Raw genomic sequence first — 15999 nt, forward strand, 5'->3', positions numbered from 1 at the left:
AAGCTAGAGGAAGTAGAACTGTTTAGTGATTGTAGGAGCCTTTGTTTTCTTGTGACACTTTTTCATGAAGCGCTGTGTTTAATCCGTTCGCTAAAACATTTGCCATATCGTCGATAAATGAATCGACTTCCTTCGGTGTAACCATTAAGTTGTGCCCTAAAGGCGAAAGCACCTCGTGAATGAGCTGCCGTTTTTCATCTTCTTGAAGGGTTCCGACAATACCTAGGAACGATTGGCGCTGCTTTTGATCGGGAAGATCGTCTTCAGTGAGCACTTTCTTTTTCCCAAACGTCATGCCTGCCGGAACAAGCGATCTTGATGGCCTGTTATCCTTCATTTCTCTGCCAAAATGTTTTAATATGTAGTCCACCGTGTCGCTGGCAATTGTCACGGCATCAACTACTGTCGGAACACCGATAGCAATCACCGGAACACCAAGCGTGTCTTTGCTTAAATCTTTTCGTTTATTCCCCACTCCAGACCCCGGGTGAATGCCTGTATCCGATATTTGAATGGTTGTGTTGACCCTTTCCACCGCCCGCGCCGCCAACGCATCAATGGCGATGACAAAATCAGGCTTCGATTGCTCAATCACACCTTTAATAATGTCACTTGTTTCGATTCCTGTTATCCCCATTACACCCGGTGCAAAAGCACTGACAGGCCTGTAACCCTCCTGTACGTTTTCCGGCTGAAGCTTAAACAAGTGCCTTGTTACCAACAGATTTTCTACTGCCATCGGTCCAAGCGCATCAGGTGTCACGTTCCAGTTGCCGAGCCCAACGATCAAACAGCTCGCATCTTTTGAGATATTAAGGTTTTCAAGAAAAGCTGAGAATTCCTCCGCAAAGACAGCAGAGACCTTCTCCTGCATTTCCGAATCATTCTCCCTGATTCCCTGTGCTTCAAGCGTTAAATAGCGCCCTTCTTTTTTTCCCGAAAGCTCTGCGCCTTCCTTTGTAACATCAACTGTGCGGATTTTAATGCCGCCGTGATCACGCTCTTTTTCAATAAAGCCTTTAATTTCTTTTGTCGGCACAGCCTGCTGATTGGCCATTGCTTCCTTCGTTTCCACTGCCAAATCGGTCCGTATCAAATACTGATTCACATCCAGCTCACTCTTTTTCATACAGGGGCCTCCTTCACATTAAGTACCTATATTGTTGCCATTTGCTGAATAAATCATGCTAAAAAGAGAACCTTCAATGAAAAATACTTTACATTTATATTGCAATCTAAAGGTGTGTTTGATAGAATACAATTTGTTCTATTGTGAAGAAGATTTAACCTTAAGACACTGTGCTACAGGTTGTATCTTAGGAGGTGAAACACATGCCAAACATTAAATCAGCGATTAAACGTACAAAAACAAACAACGAACGCCGCGTTCATAACGCGACAATCAAATCTGCTATGCGTACTGCAATCAAACAAGTTGAAGCTTCTGTTGCCAACAACGAAGCTGACAAAGCGAAAACTGCTCTTACTGAAGCAGCTAAACGTATTGATAAAGCAGTGAAAACAGGTCTTGTACACAAAAATACCGCAGCTCGATACAAATCAAGACTAGCGAAAAAAGTGAACGGACTTTCTGCATAATATAAAAACGATCCTCAATAATGGGGATCGTTTTTTTCATTTCTTTTTAACAGCTGTAAAAGGAACAGTTCGAGCAGGAGCTGCTTGTCCTTTTTCCCGGTTTTCATCTCATAGTCCATGACGGCAAGCTGTTCAATAATTAAACGGAGCTCCTCCTCTGAAAAAAGCCTTGCTTGATCCATCGCCAGCTTTACCCGAAATGGGTGAACTTTTAGATTAGAAGCGATTTGTTTTTGTCCGTATCCCTGTTCCGCGAAGTACTTCGTCTGCAGAATCAGCCGGAACTGATTCGAAATAAGCGCCATAATTTTGATCGGTTCTTCATTTTGTTTTAGCAAATCATAAAAAATTTGCAGACTCTCTGTTCGTTTTCGGTTGACGATTTTATTGATCAGCTCAAAAATATTTTGTTCAAGGCTTCTAGCAACAAGCATTTTTACATCATCCAGCGTAATTTCTTCACGATCTCCAATAAACGTGCAGAGCTTTTGAATCTCCTGAAAAATCGATGACAGATGACCGTTCACAAGCAGAACCAAATGCTCCGCCGCTTCCGTGCCGATTGTTTTCTGCTCTGTTTTTGCAAGGTTGACAGTAAAGTCTGTCGTTTCCTTTGCATTTAATTCCTTCGCCTCCATCATAAACGCGTGCTTCTTTAACGCTTTCGTCAGCTTTTTTCGCTCATCAAGCTTTTCATACGGAGCAAGCAGGACAAAGACTGTGTAAGGCGCAGGTGATTGTATATATGATTCAAGCGCACTGACGTTGTGCTCAATTTTTTCTTTTTTCTTTTCACCTGTTAAAAAATATGGATTTTTCACAATGACAAGACGCCGCTCCCCCATAAACGGAAACGTTTCAGCATCTGCAATCGCTTGATCCAGCGGGTCCTCTTCCAGATCAAAAACGGACAGATTGAAATCCTTTGTCTCCTGATCAACGACCGTCTGTCTGATCCTGCTGACGGTTTCTTGCAGCAGATATGTCTCTTTTCCGTATAAACAATAAACCGGATGGACCTCTCCTTTTTTCAGGCTTTTCCACACATCAAATACCATTGTTGTACGACTTCCTCTCTTTCATCATCCCCTTCTATCCTAAATTGAGTTTGCAAAATAGTAAAGAGGAAGCCTGACTGCTGCTTCCCCATTTATATTAAACGCCTGTTCGCAAGCCCCCGGGACAGCTTGTAAAAAGGCGATAATCACCAGAACAGAAAACGTTACCTTAGCTTCTAGATTTTTCAAAACAATTCCATTATACTTAAGTCAGTCAGGAGGGATAAAGTTGAATGATTTTGAAAAAAACGTTCAAAGCAAACGAAATGATGCTGTAGATTCAGCTGTTGGTTTTGTTGTGTCCTTCGGATTTTTCGCCTTCTTGTTTGTCATGGCAACGGTTATTCACCTAGTTGGTTCATAACAGCGACTGCCCGGGCTGCTGATTTCTCGGCAGTCTTTTTTAGTTCGTCTCTGTTATATCTGATGTATCATATGGAGGATAGACAGAAAAGGTTCCAACTCTGTTTTTGTATCTATATTGGATCGTTCCGTTTTGATCTGTTCGCAGCACGCGGATAGAATGTCTCTGTAATAGTTGCAGAACTTTTTGATGAGGATGATGGTACCGATTGTTTTTCCCGGCTGAGATAATGGCCGTTTTCGGCTGAAGCTGTTGGATGAATTCTTCACCGGTAGAGCCTTTGCTCCCATGGTGCCCCACCTTTAACACATCTGCTTTTATATTCGGAAACACGTTCATCACCTCTTGTTCCCCTTCTTTCTCCAGATCACCCGTCAAGATCCAGCTCATACCGCCCGTCTCCATCCACAGAACGAGAGATGAATTATTTTTGCTTGCCGGATCAGGTGCTTCCGGTGACAGTACATGGAACTGCAAATCCTTTATTTGCAACACATCGCCTCGCTTCACCTCTTCAATTGCCACTCCCTCTTCCCTGGCTGCCTGCAGCACTTTCTCATCTTTAGGTTCAGAAACGAACCCTTTCGGAATCACGAGGCGCTTTACTTTATGATGCTTCAGCAGAATCTCCGCCTCTCCGATATGATCTTGGTCAGCGTGCGTCAGAATTAAAGCGTCAAGCTGCTTGATTCCCTTAGCAGTTAAAAACGGAATCAGCACCTTTTCCCCCAGTGAAAACGGATGCTGTTTTTCGCGCCAAGGCTCTGACGAGTAAGACAAAGTGCCGCCGGTATCAATTAAGACACGACCCCGCTGATGCGGAGCACCTACAAACATGCTGTCACCCTGTCCAATATCTATCATATCCACTTCTCCTTCGGAACTAAGACACGGATATATAAAGAGCAGAAACATCACCGTGCAGCAAATGCCTCCGGTTACCATCAACTGCGACAAGGAGCGTTTTTCAATCGCCATAAGCAATAGGATGATCGTGACTGTGAATAAAAAAAGCAAAACAGGTGCAGGATGTGCGATCATAATCGTGAACACATCAACATCTGCAATGTTTGTGATTAACCTATTGATCCAGCTTATCAATAAATCAAACCAGCTGAAAAACAATCTCCCAAACGAAGCGGAAAGACTTAATAGAAGAACACCTGCTACAGCTCCCGGCAAAATACAGAAGGTATAAAATGGTACCATCAACATATTCATCGGTACGCTGATGATAGAAAACTGATGAAAATGATATAGGAGAATCGGAAGCGAGCCCAGCTGAGCGATGAGTGATACAATTGTCAGCTGCCCCAAGGAGGTTTTAACCTGCTGAAAAATAGAAGAGGATAGAATTAAAGAAAAACTGACGGCGAACGATAGCTGAAAACCGGCTTCAAAGAGATGATAAGGATTGAAGAGCAGAAGGACGATGTACGAAAGGCAAATTGCAGTTGCAGAGCGGACACGCCATTTGACAAGACTTCCAGCTAAGTAAACACCCGACATGAGAGCGGCGCGTAGCACTGAAGGAGCAGCGCCGGTCAACATCACATAGAGCGGCAGAAATAACAGCAACAGAATTGACGCCTTTTCTCTAGTTATACCAAGGCGGATCATGATATAAAACAAACCTGCTGTCAAAATCCCCACGTGGAGTCCTGATATTGCCAAGAGATGGACAACACCAAGCTTTTGATACGCGGTAAGCACTTCATCCTCCACGTAAAATCTGTCACCAACTGTAAGTGCCTGTACAATCCCTGTCGAATCAGGAGGCAGAAGGCTGTTTGTGAATGATATGATATGTTTTCTCAAGCTGAGCACCTTGTACTTGAAATTTTCAGGTTCGCTGCAGTTTTGGATAGACGTGACAGAGTAGTTCCAATGAATATGCTGCCGATAAAGATACTCGTTATAATCAAATGCACCCGGCACAGTTGCGTGATTCGGTTCTTCCAATGTACCAGTCAACTCACATGACATTCCTGGTTCTATGTATAACAGCTGTTCTTTTTCACCAGCAGACTGAATGCGATACGCAGCAGCCCATTTTTCCTTATCAGGTGTCTCAACCATCATAGACATACGGTCGCCGTCAATTTTGGGAATAGTGTCAATCACTGCCTTGAATTGATAGGTTCCCTGCCGATAGGAAGAGACATTCTGAGAATCTGTGACTGCATACAGTACAAAAAACAATATAAAAGAGAAGAAACAAACAATAATAAGAAAAGCGTGCCTCGTTTTGATTAAAATGATGAGGAGAAAGAGGATGAAAAGAAAAATAGCGGGGAAATAAGCGGCGGCAGTAATTCCAGCCGTTGCCGAAGCTGCCGCCATAGGCAATAATAAGCGCGAATTACGCATTCATCACACGTAGCTCGTGAAAAGTGTATTCGCCTGTTCATGTATCTTTTTCAATTCTTCCTCCGCTAAACCGGCATCAGCCAATTTCCCTATTAGACCCGCTACAAATGAAAGCTTTTCTCTGTTTTTCAGATCAACGATCATTTCATCGAGTTCAACCTGTTCAACAGTTACACCCGCCTGTTCAAATAATTCCTGCGCATACGGATGTGTTTTGTAATCCTCAGCATAATAAACCGTTTTGATACCAGCTTGAATAATAGATTTGCAGCATTGAATGCACGGATAATGCGTCACATAAATCTCGGCTCCATCAGTCGGCACCCCAAACTTAGAGCATTGAAGAATCGCATTCATTTCAGCGTGAATGGTTCTTGCGCAATGATCATCTATCATTAAGCATCCTTCATCTGCACAATGTACGCCGCCCGCGATTGACCCATTGTAGCCTCCTGCTATCATGCGTTTGTCTCTGACTATAGTAGCGCCGACAGATAATCTCGGACATGTGCTGCGCAGCGCCAATAAATGGCTTTGAGCCATAAAGTATTGATTCCATGAAATTCGTTCCACGTTGTTCCCTCCAAATGTTGTGTTGCCTGACCTTTAGTTTACCTATCATAATGCATGACCGTCAAATCACTTTACTGTAATGGAAGACTTTATTTTCTCAAATGACTTTTCACCTATTCCTGAAACCTTAGTGATATCTTCAATTGTTTGGAAACGACCGTTTTCCTCCCGGTATGCAATAATAGCTTCAGCTTTGGATGGCCCCACCCCTGAGATGCCTTGTAACTCCTCTAAGGTTGCTGTATTGATATTCACCAGCGCTCCCTTCCCTCCATCGCTTTGGACAGACCCTCCGCCACCTTGCTGCACTGCTGTTTCCTCTCCCTTTTTCGGGATGTACACCACTGTCCCGTCCTGCAGAATCTCCGCCAAATTTACTTGCGCTTCGTCTGCTTGTTCACTGGTCCCGCCCGCTTTCTCAATTGCCTGAGATACTCTGTCCCCTGTTCGCATTTCATAAACGCCAGGATGCTGAACAGCACCTTTGATGTCTATCACAATTGTTTCGTTTGACTCGTCGTTGTTTGCTTCCTGCTTTACCACTGTATTTTCTGTCTCTGTTGGTACAGCTTGCTTCACCGGCTCTTTATTTTTCCCTGTGGCCAGAAAGATCATAATCGCTGTGAAAACAGCCGCAGAAGCCGCTAAAATAATTGCTTTCTTATGCTGATTCAACCAATTCATCGTGCATGTTCCCCGCTTTCGTCATATTTTATTTTCATAACACATATGGTTTAGAGGATAATAGCTCAAAGGAGGGGAAACCATTGAAGATAGGCTTTATCGGCACAGGAAATATGGGTACGATCCTTATCGAATCATTTATTGAATCAAAAGCGGCCGATCCCTCAAACATGACAATCACAAACCGCACAATTGAAAAAGCGTTGCACATAAAAAACCGCTACAACAGCATAAACGTTACCGAAAGTCTCGAAAAGCTCGTTTCTGAAAACGAGATGATTTTTATTTGTGTTAAGCCGCTTGATATATATCCTTTACTGGCAAGAGCGTTACCTTATTTAAGAAAAGATCATATTCTCATTTCAATTACAAGCCCCGTTCAAACCGAACAGCTCGAACAATATGTGCCGTGTCAAGTGGCGCGAGTGATCCCAAGTATTACGAACAGAGCGCTGGCAGGTGTTTCTCTCGTCACTTTCGGCACAAGCTGCGGCGAATCTGCAAAAGCGAAAATCAATGAGCTGATGCAGCATATCTCTCATCCGCTGCAAATTGAAAGTGACATCACGAGGGTTGCATCAGACATCGTAAGCTGCGGCCCCGCTTTTATGAGCTATCTGATTCAGCGGTTTATAGATGCAGCTGTTTCGGAAACATCAGTGTCTAAACAGGACGCGATTTTGATGTGTAAGGAAATGCTTGTCGGAATGGGAAAACTGTTAGAAACCGAATTGTATACCCTGCCTGCATTACAGGAAAAGGTTTGCGTTAAAGGCGGTGTAACAGGAGAAGGCATTAAAGCGCTGGAAAGCGGTGTGCAGGATATGTTTCACCGGGTATTTCAAAATACTCATATGAAGTACGAGGAGGATATTTCCGCAGTGAAAAAGCAGTTTCATGTGTAGACGAGTATGTCATACGTTCGTCTGTACTGCAAAAGCATAAAAAAGCATTTTAAAAAACCATCGTTTTAGGAAACGATGGTTTTTGATTTCTGCGCCTTGAAAAAGAGGCGTTCTGATTGTGCTGATGGCTCGGTATCCGTAAAATCAGCTGTCACGCGATGGAGCTGAAAGCCGCAGTTCTTAAGCATTTCTTCGTATTCTTCCACCGGGAACGTTCTTTGCTCGTGTGTCTCATCAAAACGATCATACGCTTCTCCGTTCCACACAAAAAACGACATATCATGAATGACAGAAAGCTCGTCACTTCCGGCAAAGCTCTGCCAAATATAGCTGATATCTTCGTCCTGGTCAGCAAATGTGCTATCCGGAAAGACTTCCGCAATTTTAAAAGATGAATGAACATCAAACAGCAGGATGCCTTCAGGCTTTAATACCCGAAAAACACTTTTAAAGGTTTCGATCACATCATTTTTTGTTTTTAAATAATTTAATGAGTCACAGCATATCACAACAGCGTCAAATTGACCGTCAAAGCCGGTAATCTCTCTCATATCCTGCTGAAGAAATAAAATAGGCTGGCTACTCGATACCTTTTGCTGGGCGAAAGAAAGCATCTCTTCGCTGAGATCGATGCCTGTAACCTCGAAGCCTTTTTCGGCAAGCCGGATGGAGATTTCCCCCGTGCCGCATGCCAGATCGAGAATACGGCCTTTTTCCGGGAGAGATGCTTCAATCCATTTTGTCCATTGATCGTAAGGCGCGTGTGACATTAGCTCGTCATACACGCTTGCAAAGCCTTGATAAATCATTGATTCATTCCAAAGTCAAGATCTGCGAGCGGAGCGTCTCCCCACAGCTTTTCAAGGTTGTAGTAGCTTCTTTCATCCTTGTGGAAGACATGGACAACTACATCGCCTAGATCAACGAGAACCCATCTTGCTTCATCAAAGCCTTCCATCTTTTTGACTTGAATGCCGTTTTCATCAGCTTGATCCTTGATTTCACGGGCAATCGCCTGTACCTGTTTATCTGAATTTCCGTGGCAGATCAGAAAATAATCAGCAACCAGAGAAATACCTTCCATATCCAGTGCTAAAATATCCTCTGCCCGTTTATCATCGCAAGCCGCAGCTGCGATCTTTAAAATGGACTTTTGGTTCATTCACAAATTCCTCCTGTTCAGCTGCCAGACACAAGCCAGTTATACGTTAAAAATGTGTCTGGAAAAACCGGTTGATTTTTTTTCATAAGAAAAACCATTGTATTTTTAATGGACTGAATCAGCGCTTGATTCAAATCTGTCTCAGCAAGCTTACGCACCTCATCGACACCGGGAAATGCCCGGTTTGGCTCAATGTAATCGGCAACGTAAATGACTTTTTCTAAAAGTGTCATGCCGGGGCGGCCTGAGGTATGATACCTAATGGCGTCAAGAATGTCTTCATCTTGAACCCCTGCCTCTCTTTGGACCAAATAAGCGCCGACCGGAGCGTGCCAGAGCTCCGGATTATGATCCAATAAATGCGCAGGCATTTTTTCACGCGCAATAATTTGTTTCATTTCTTCTTTCGGGCGGAATTTGGCGTAATCATGAAAGATTGCCGCTATTTCCGCTTTTTTAGAATCGGCTCCAAAACGCTCCGCAAGTTCGATCGCCGTGTTCATCACGCCAACCGTATGGATATATCGGTGTTCGGTCAATTGCTGCTTCACGCATGCAAGTGCCTCCTCACGATTCATATAAACCATTCTCCTCTACATACTTCTTCACTTTATCAGGGATTAAGTAGTCAGTGGGCTTCTTGCTTTTAAACCGTTCCCTTATCATAGTTGATGATACCTCAAATTCCGGAACGTCTGCAAAGAGAAGCGGATAAGGGGTTTCAACATGAAAACCGGGGCGCTTTACTCCAATAAATTGAATGAGGTTCAGCAGCTCGTCCAGCTTATACCATTTCGGCAAATATTCAATCATATCAGCGCCGATAATAAAGAACAGCTGATCATTTGGATAACGCTGCTTCAGTAAAGAAACGGTATCAAAGGTATATGATGGCCCTTCTCTTTCCATTTCAACAAGCTCCAGCTTAAAGGACGGATTAGATTGAATTGCAAGCTTTAGCATTTCCACGCGATGAAAGCTGTCGGTATAGTCTTCGTTCTGTTTATGCGGCGGAATTTGATTAGGCATAAACCAAATTTCATCAAGCCCCGCCTGGTACAGCACCTCATTCGCCATTAAGAGGTGACCATTATGCGGAGGGTCAAACGTGCCTCCGAAAATTCCGATTTTCTTCATTTCAACCACCTTTAAGGAAGCTCGATTTGTTTATTTTCCTTTGATTCCTTATATAACACAATCGTATTGCCGATTGTCTGCACCAATTGAGAGCGGCTTCCTTTTACAAGAGCTTCCGCTACATCGTTTTTATCCTCTTCGCAATTCTGAAGCACGCTGACTTTAATCAGCTCTCTCGCTTCAAGCGCCTCAGCAATTTGTTTAATCATGTTGTCGTTTACTCCGCCTTTACCTACTTGAAAAATCGGCGTTAAATGATGCGCTTTTGAACGCAAAAAACGTTTTTGTTTACCTGTTAACATTCTGTTCCTCCTAATTTTCCTATTACAATAGATCTCATTTTTTCAATATTAGGCTCTTGTCCAGTCCACAATTGGAAAGACAATGCTGCCTGTTCAACAAACATGCCCACACCATCGAGTGTTTTCAAGCCTTTTTGGCTTGCTTCTTTTAAAAGTGCCGTCTGTATTGGATTATACACGATATCACATACGACGGCACTGCTCGCGGCACGCTGTAATGAAAGCGGCACATCGTCCACGTTCGGATACATGCCCACAGACGTTGTATGGATGATAACATCATACTGCTCAAGACGTTCTTCTGCTTCTTTTATGCTTAATACTTCTTTATTGTGAAACGAGGGAGTAGCTTCTGTAAGCCGCTTTGCTTTTTCTAACGTCCGGTTGCAAATGTCAAATTTTTTCGGGGTATTTCGGACAATTGTTGTAAAAATGGCTCTCGCCGCTCCGCCAGCGCCGATCATTAAGAATGACAGTTCAGAGATGGGCTTGTCTAATACCTTCATTAATGACTTCACGAAGCCTTCCCCATCGGTATTGTATCCGACAAGCTTATCTCCCTCTCTTCTGACCGTGTTTACGGCACCGAGCACTTTTGCACTCTCATCAATATGATCCAAATAATCCATAATGGAAACCTTGTGCGGAACAGTCACATTGATTCCTTGTACGCCTAGAGCTCTTATTCCTTTTACCGCATCCTCCAGATCATTCTCTTCTACCTTGAAGGCATGATAATGTCCGTCAAGCCCGAGGTCTTTCAATGATGCGTTATGAATATCAGGTGACATAGAATGGCCAATAGGATTTCCGATAACCCCGTACAGCTTTTTCATACACCTCTCCCCTTTTCTTAAATTAATGAACGCCGAACAAATACATGAACGCCTTTTGGCGCGTATGCAGTTACCTTTTTATCAGCGTCATGGACAGTAACCCAGCCTAACCCAGAGAAAACGATATCTGTCTTTTTGTCTTTTATCGTAAACGTATGGGCGACCAATTCAGGAAACTCATCCATTTCATCTTTACCCGGAGGTGTGAGCAATTCCCCTGCATGCTTTTCATAAAGCGCGTCTGCATTTTCAAGTTTTGTTCTATGAATCATCAGCTCATTCGGCATATAGCAAATAAAAGGAGATCTTTCCCCAGACACATAATCAAACCTTGCAAGTCCGCCAAAATACAGTGTTTGCTGATCATTAAGCTGGAATGTGCGAGGCTTCAGCTCCTTTTTAGGAGATAATATTTTCAGGTCCTTTTTATTGACATAATGCGCCATTTGATGGTTGTTGATAATTCCCGGTGTATCATAAAGCGATGAACCGTCATCCAGCGGGATTTCAATCGCATCAAGGGTTGTGCCAGGAAATTGGGATGTTGTAATAATATCTTCTTCACCTGACACTTCTTTAATAATCCGGTTAATAAAGGTTGACTTTCCTACATTTGTACATCCGACAACATAGACGTCTTTTCCGTTGCGGTAATGCTCAATCGCGTCAATTACTTCTCTGATTCCCTGGCCGCGACCCGCACTGACCAAAAATACGTCAACCGGTTTTAAGCCAAGCTCTTTCGCTTCACGCTTCATCCATTGGATCAGACGCTCTCTTTTCAGTGACTTAGGCAAAATATCCGCTTTATTGCCAACTAATAAGATAGGGTTTCCCCCCACCAAGCGCTGCAGCCCATTAATCCAGCTGCCGTTAAAATCAAAAATATCAACAATTTTTACGACCAGAGAGTCCGTTTCTCCAATACCGTGAAGAATGTTCAAAAAATCATCATCAGTTAAGGAGACATCTTGTATTTCATTATAGTTTTTCAGTCTGAAGCAACGCTGGCAAATCACATTTTCTTTCGTAAGCGATGCAGGCGGCGCGTACCCCAAACCTGTTTTGTCCTCGGTTTGGATCGTAACTCCGCACCCGATACAAACAACCTTTTCCATTTCTTACTCCTCCCACTGAATGTGCCCTTTTCGTTTGAGAGCACTCAGTATTCTGCGTTCGACCTGGCGGTTAAAGCGCGTAATGAATCCGTCAGAGGAAGCGACTGGCACGACCAAAATCGTATGGTAGCCGTTTCGGTTTCCCCCGAGTACATCGGTCAGCAGCTGGTCTCCGATGACAACGCAGTCCTCTTTTTTCAGCTCCATATTGCGCACCGCTCTATTAAAGGCTTTACCCATCGGTTTTCTTGCTTTATAGATGAATGGGATTCCAAGCGGTTCTGAGAAAAGTTTCACTCTTCTTTCGTTATTATTAGAGACAATTGTCACTTTAATGCCGTGTTCCTTCATTTCTTCAAACCACTCGATCAATCGCGGCGTCGCGTTCGGCCTGTCCCATTCAACAAGCGTATTATCCAGGTCAGTAATAATTCCTTTTACATTTCGTTCCTTTAATTTCTCAGGTGTAATATGAAAAATATTTTTTACAAACTCGTCAGGTAAAAAAAACTTTTTTAACAAAACCCGCACCCTTCCCTTTTTCTTTCTTTCAAAATGATTGTCGAAAAAAATCGAACTTGCGCCTAAAGAAAAACTGAGCAAAAAAATTTCGACAAAAATTGGGTTTCTTCACCAGGTGTGGATAAATTTACACACACTATCCACTCTTATTACATCACTCTTTAGACAAATTATAAACACGATACTCACAAGTTATCCACTTTTTGGTGTGGATAACAGAACGATTGTTCTTATATGCATTTCATGGTAGATTAAAGATAACTTCAACCTCAGATGAATGCAACTTATCATTGTATGCGTTAAAATCATGAATGATTCCAACTTTTAAGGAGGTGCCTCTCCCATTAATTGGGTTCCTAGCATGAGAAAACTGTCTGATGAATTACTAATAGAATCTTATTTCAAAGCCACCGAAATGAATTTAAACCGTGACTTTATTGAGTTAATTGAAAACGAAATAAAAAGAAGATCGCTCGGACATATTATTTCCGTATCTTCTTAATAGGAATTTGTCTATTTTTTCCGGGCGTATTTCCTTTTTTTACTCAGATGACTGATATTATATCACTTTGGCTGCGCGCTTTACTACTATTTTCAGCAAAAAACACCCCTAAAAAGAGGTGTTTTAAAGGGCCGGTTATTATGCTAACCAGTATATGCCGCCCACAACAAGGAGAACAACAACTAAAACAACAATAAAAGCGTATCCATATGCTCTGCCTGCGCCATACATGTGAAGCGCCTCCTTAATAAGGTTTTATAACAGCCTATGTAGGAGAAATAAATCGGACTAGGCGGTTGTCCGGCTCAACGCTGCAGGATCTGCCCATCTTGTATTCCTTCATATACGATCCTTGCCCCTTTAGGTGTCATATGATTTCCAGAAGGATCTATAAGACCAGATTGGATAAGCGCTTCATCAGTTGCTTTTCCGCCGTCTGCTTCTATAAAATGCTTCCAGTTATCTACAAGAGGGACATCCAGGCGCTTCGACACATCTCTTGTAATATCGTTATATGAGTTGTGCCATTTCCTTGCTCCGCCTTTTGGTTCAAAAGCAGCTGCTTGATATCTGGAATAGTAAAACAAATGATGCTTCCCATTACCTTCTATAATTGGGATACACGTCATTAAGATTGGCTTGATCCCGTGTTTTCTGCTTTCTTCAATAAAATAAACCAGATTTTCTCTAAAACGCTGCTTCGACACTCTCGGTTTCCCCTCAGTCAGTATGGCAGCGTCATTGGTTCCGAACATAATAAACAAATACTTCGGTTTTTGATCCAGCACATCTGTCTGAAATCGGAGACGGGCATCCTCTGTCGTCTGTCCGCCGATTCCCGCATTGAGTATATCAAGGTTACCGCGCTCAGCTGTTTTTAATATATTGACCCACTGCTGTGCTTTTGGATAATCGCGATAATCCCAATTAGAGCCACGCGTATTACTGTCACCAAATGCTACAACGTCTTCGTATCCCCTTCCCTCGCATCCTGCTGTAACGAACAGCAGAAGGAAAAGGATGATAAAATGTTTCATCTTTACACCCCCAAAAGCCTCACTTTAATGTTATACCTCTGTTTCTCTTCGTTCAATGAAGAGTTTTTCGCTATCACTGTTTTTTCCTATAGTTAACGTGTCCCCCTCAGTGAATATCATTCTGCTTTCATTGCGGCGCAGCTGATGATTTTTTAAAATTCCCTTCTTTCCAATCTGAAAAACACACAAACCAAAGAAAAGAAAATAACCTGAATCCGCACTGGAAACAGGTTATCCGTTAAATCCTGCATTTACTTTAACTTCGATTTAAGCTTGGCCTTTGTTTTTGGCCCATAAATCCCGTCTGCAGTTAATCCGTTCATGAGTTGAAAACGCTTGACGGCATTCGCTGTTTTCGGTCCGTAAACTCCATCTATGCCATTGTTTTTGGCTCCCTTATCAGGGTAAAAGTGAAGTACAGCTAAAGCCTTTTGCAGCTGGAGAATGTTTGTGCCCTTTCGATAAGGCGAAGTGAGCTTTATAACCCCAGACGGCAGAGGATATGATGGTGAAGTTTCTTTTGGAGGTGTATCCGAGGAAGAAATTCCGTTTAGAAAAGAGTTCCAGTGGTCCAAGAGTTTCCGCGGACATTCTTTCCCGGACCACTTTTTGTGGGGAACAACACGATTTAACGGAATATTGTTTTCCTTCATCAGCTTTCTGATCAGCCACTGGGCATTTGATGTTGCTTTTTCAAAATCGCCGTCAGCATTTTCACAGATTTCAATCCCGATCGATTTGCGGTTTCCTGTCCCGTTTGTACCGTCTCCCGCATGCCAGCCGTTTTCATCTATCGGGAGATGCTGATAAATGACTGAATCGTCAACTGTAAAATGCCAGCTTTCGGATGTGTTCGGGTTTTTCACAAACTTGGCGTGCATTTTCGCATCAGCGCCTTTGGCTGTATTCGCTGTATTATGCACCGTAATATAAGCAGGCGCCATCGCATAGCCAGGACGATTATCATTTGATACCGGTATAAAATCCTTTTTTATGGTTACCATTTCTATCCCTCCCTATTAATAAGAATGCAGAAAACAGAGAGATGGACAGCCTTTTTTATGAGGTAAAAAAGAATTGTGTTCTTAACCTGGTTTTCAGTTGAACAGCTGAAATGGCACCAGTTATACTAATTTAGATGACGGAGGTTTTGACTCCTGACATCACCTAAGTTGGGAGTGACCATAGACATGTTAAAAAAAGTAATAGGTATACTTGTGATTATCGCTATCATTTCAGTTGGTTTTTTTCAGAAAGAAGCTTGGCTTGATGCAATCAAAGCAGGAGGGATGTTTTCCGTTTTATTTAGTATGCTGCTGATTGCTGCCGATGTTTTTTTCCCAATAGTGCCGTTTGCTTTGATTGCTGCTTTAAATGGCGCAGTGTTCGGGACTGCAAATGGAATTTGGATTACACTGACCGGCTCAATGCTTGGTACAATATTGCTGTTTTTTCTCGCCAGGTACAGTTTTAGAGATTGGGCCAGAAAAAAAGTTCAGGCCTATCCTGCCATACAAAGCTACGAGGCTTCCTTCAACAAAAACGCTTTTACCGCTGTTTTATTAGGAAGGCTGATACCTGTCATACCTTCACTTGTAATGAACGTGATCTGCGGGCTGAGCCAGGTTCGCTGGCATGTTTTTTTCTTTGCGTCTTTAATAGGGAAAATCCCCAATATTGTTGTTGTCACTATTGCAGGTGCCAATTTCACCAGCAATAAATTATTGTCTATCAGCATTTACGGTACATATATTCTGATCATCATGCTGGTCATTTATAAAAAGTTCCCTCATCTTCTGAAGGTGCCAAAAAAATAAGGAGGCTTGTTGG

Annotated in this window: 21 protein-coding genes and 1 other RNA gene; 5 read left to right on the plus strand and 17 right to left on the minus strand. The window is 42.7% G+C overall.

The window, feature by feature from the left end; translation table 11 throughout:
- Nucleotides 1-22: 22 nt before the first annotated feature.
- Nucleotides 23-1129: a spore germination protease gene (gene gpr / locus BSU_25540; RefSeq protein ID NP_390432.1), complete on the minus strand. Its 1107-nt coding sequence runs from the start codon at nucleotides 1127-1129 to the stop codon at nucleotides 23-25.
- A gap of 203 nt (nucleotides 1130-1332) precedes the next feature.
- On the opposite strand from gpr, the gene rpsT reads away from it, so the two are divergent.
- Nucleotides 1333-1599 (plus strand): ribosomal protein S20 (BS20), encoded by a 267-nt coding sequence (gene rpsT / locus BSU_25550; RefSeq protein ID NP_390433.2) that lies wholly within the window; start codon nucleotides 1333-1335, stop codon nucleotides 1597-1599.
- Between the two features lie 14 nt (nucleotides 1600-1613).
- On the opposite strand, the gene holA is transcribed toward rpsT, so the two are convergent.
- Together holA and BSU_25565 are read right to left on the minus strand one after the other, a co-directional pair.
- The gene (gene holA / locus BSU_25560) at nucleotides 1614-2657 is read right to left on the minus strand and encodes a DNA polymerase clamp loader delta subunit (RefSeq protein NP_390434.1); all 1044 of its coding nucleotides are present in this window, start codon (nucleotides 2655-2657) and stop codon (nucleotides 1614-1616) included.
- A 39-nt stretch (nucleotides 2658-2696) separates the two neighbouring features.
- A complete protein-coding gene (locus BSU_25565; protein ID YP_009513978.1) occupies nucleotides 2697-2846 on the minus strand; it encodes a hypothetical protein in 150 nt (49 codons plus the stop codon).
- Nucleotides 2847-2886: 40 nt separating this feature from the next.
- Here BSU_25565 and yqzM point away from each other — a divergent pair, with 40 nt between their 5' ends.
- The gene (gene yqzM, locus BSU_25569; RefSeq protein YP_003097762.1) at nucleotides 2887-3021 is read left to right on the plus strand and encodes a hypothetical protein; all 135 of its coding nucleotides are present in this window, start codon (nucleotides 2887-2889) and stop codon (nucleotides 3019-3021) included.
- Nucleotides 3022-3060: 39 nt separating this feature from the next.
- Here the strand turns inward: yqzM and comEC are convergent, their stop codons facing one another.
- The 3 genes from comEC to comEA all read right to left on the minus strand — a co-directional run bounded on the left by comEC (nucleotide 3061) and on the right by comEA (nucleotide 6648).
- On the minus strand, nucleotides 3061-5391 hold the full coding sequence (comEC, locus tag BSU_25570; protein ID NP_390435.1) for a DNA channel for uptake in competent cells: 2331 nt from the start codon (nucleotides 5389-5391) through the stop codon (nucleotides 3061-3063).
- Nucleotides 5392-5394: 3 nt separating this feature from the next.
- A complete protein-coding gene (comEB, locus tag BSU_25580; RefSeq protein NP_390436.1) occupies nucleotides 5395-5964 on the minus strand; it encodes a dCMP deaminase associated to DNA transport (competence) in 570 nt (189 codons plus the stop codon).
- Between the two features lie 66 nt (nucleotides 5965-6030).
- Complete coding sequence (gene comEA / locus BSU_25590; RefSeq protein NP_390437.1) at nucleotides 6031-6648, minus strand: membrane bound high-affinity DNA-binding receptor; 618 nt, start codon at nucleotides 6646-6648, stop codon at nucleotides 6031-6033.
- Between the two features lie 83 nt (nucleotides 6649-6731).
- On the opposite strand from comEA, the gene comER reads away from it, so the two are divergent.
- Complete coding sequence (gene comER / locus BSU_25600) at nucleotides 6732-7553, plus strand: putative pyrroline-5'-carboxylate reductase (RefSeq protein NP_390438.1); 822 nt, start codon at nucleotides 6732-6734, stop codon at nucleotides 7551-7553.
- A gap of 65 nt (nucleotides 7554-7618) precedes the next feature.
- Here the strand turns inward: comER and yqeM are convergent, their stop codons facing one another.
- The 9 genes from yqeM to sdaM all read right to left on the minus strand — a co-directional run bounded on the left by yqeM (nucleotide 7619) and on the right by sdaM (nucleotide 13181).
- Nucleotides 7619-8362: a putative methyltransferase gene (gene yqeM / locus BSU_25610; protein NP_390439.1), complete on the minus strand. Its 744-nt coding sequence runs from the start codon at nucleotides 8360-8362 to the stop codon at nucleotides 7619-7621.
- Complete coding sequence (gene rsfS, locus BSU_25620; RefSeq protein NP_390440.1) at nucleotides 8359-8715, minus strand: ribosomal silencing factor; 357 nt, start codon at nucleotides 8713-8715, stop codon at nucleotides 8359-8361. The genes yqeM and rsfS overlap by 4 nt, the downstream gene beginning before the upstream one ends.
- Nucleotides 8716-8732: 17 nt before the next feature.
- Complete coding sequence (yqeK, locus tag BSU_25630) at nucleotides 8733-9293, minus strand: putative hydrolase (RefSeq protein ID NP_390441.1); 561 nt, start codon at nucleotides 9291-9293, stop codon at nucleotides 8733-8735.
- Nucleotides 9283-9852 (minus strand): nicotinate-nucleotide adenylyltransferase, encoded by a 570-nt coding sequence (gene nadD / locus BSU_25640; RefSeq protein NP_390442.1) that lies wholly within the window; start codon nucleotides 9850-9852, stop codon nucleotides 9283-9285. The genes yqeK and nadD overlap by 11 nt, the downstream gene beginning before the upstream one ends.
- A gap of 11 nt (nucleotides 9853-9863) precedes the next feature.
- The gene (yqeI, locus tag BSU_25650; protein NP_390443.1) at nucleotides 9864-10154 is read right to left on the minus strand and encodes a 50S RNA-binding protein; all 291 of its coding nucleotides are present in this window, start codon (nucleotides 10152-10154) and stop codon (nucleotides 9864-9866) included.
- A complete protein-coding gene (gene aroE / locus BSU_25660) occupies nucleotides 10148-10990 on the minus strand; it encodes a shikimate 5-dehydrogenase (RefSeq protein NP_390444.2) in 843 nt (280 codons plus the stop codon). The genes yqeI and aroE overlap by 7 nt, the downstream gene beginning before the upstream one ends.
- Nucleotides 10991-11007: 17 nt before the next feature.
- Complete coding sequence (gene rgpH / locus BSU_25670) at nucleotides 11008-12108, minus strand: potassium-dependent GTPase involved in ribosome 30S assembly (RefSeq protein ID NP_390445.1); 1101 nt, start codon at nucleotides 12106-12108, stop codon at nucleotides 11008-11010.
- A 3-nt stretch (nucleotides 12109-12111) separates the two neighbouring features.
- Nucleotides 12112-12630, minus strand: coding sequence for a phosphatase (active on GMP and Glc-6-P) (gene yqeG / locus BSU_25680; protein NP_390446.1), 519 nt, complete (start codon nucleotides 12628-12630; stop codon nucleotides 12112-12114).
- Nucleotides 12631-12922: 292 nt separating this feature from the next.
- Nucleotides 12923-13181: antisense RNA (gene sdaM / locus BSU_misc_RNA_80), an RNA gene on the minus strand.
- Complete coding sequence (gene sda, locus BSU_25690) at nucleotides 12974-13132, plus strand: check point factor coupling initiation of sporulation and replication initiation (protein YP_054588.1); 159 nt, start codon at nucleotides 12974-12976, stop codon at nucleotides 13130-13132. The two genes, sdaM and sda, sit on opposite strands and share 159 nt — an antisense overlap.
- A gap of 256 nt (nucleotides 13182-13437) precedes the next feature.
- Entirely contained in the window at nucleotides 13438-14169 is a 732-nt protein-coding gene (gene yqeF, locus BSU_25700; protein ID NP_390447.1) for a putative lipoprotein; putative esterase, read from the minus strand.
- 251 nt (nucleotides 14170-14420) lie between these two features.
- Complete coding sequence (gene cwlH / locus BSU_25710) at nucleotides 14421-15173, minus strand: N-acetylmuramoyl-L-alanine amidase (RefSeq protein ID NP_390448.1); 753 nt, start codon at nucleotides 15171-15173, stop codon at nucleotides 14421-14423.
- A 186-nt stretch (nucleotides 15174-15359) separates the two neighbouring features.
- On the opposite strand from cwlH, the gene yqeD reads away from it, so the two are divergent.
- Nucleotides 15360-15986, plus strand: a complete 627-nt coding sequence (gene yqeD / locus BSU_25720) for a conserved membrane protein of unknown function (protein ID NP_390449.1) — start codon at nucleotides 15360-15362, stop codon at nucleotides 15984-15986.
- Nucleotides 15987-15999 lie beyond the last annotated feature (13 nt).

It is taken from the genome of Bacillus subtilis subsp. subtilis str. 168 (assembly GCF_000009045.1).
Lineage (GTDB): Bacteria > Bacillota > Bacilli > Bacillales > Bacillaceae > Bacillus > Bacillus subtilis.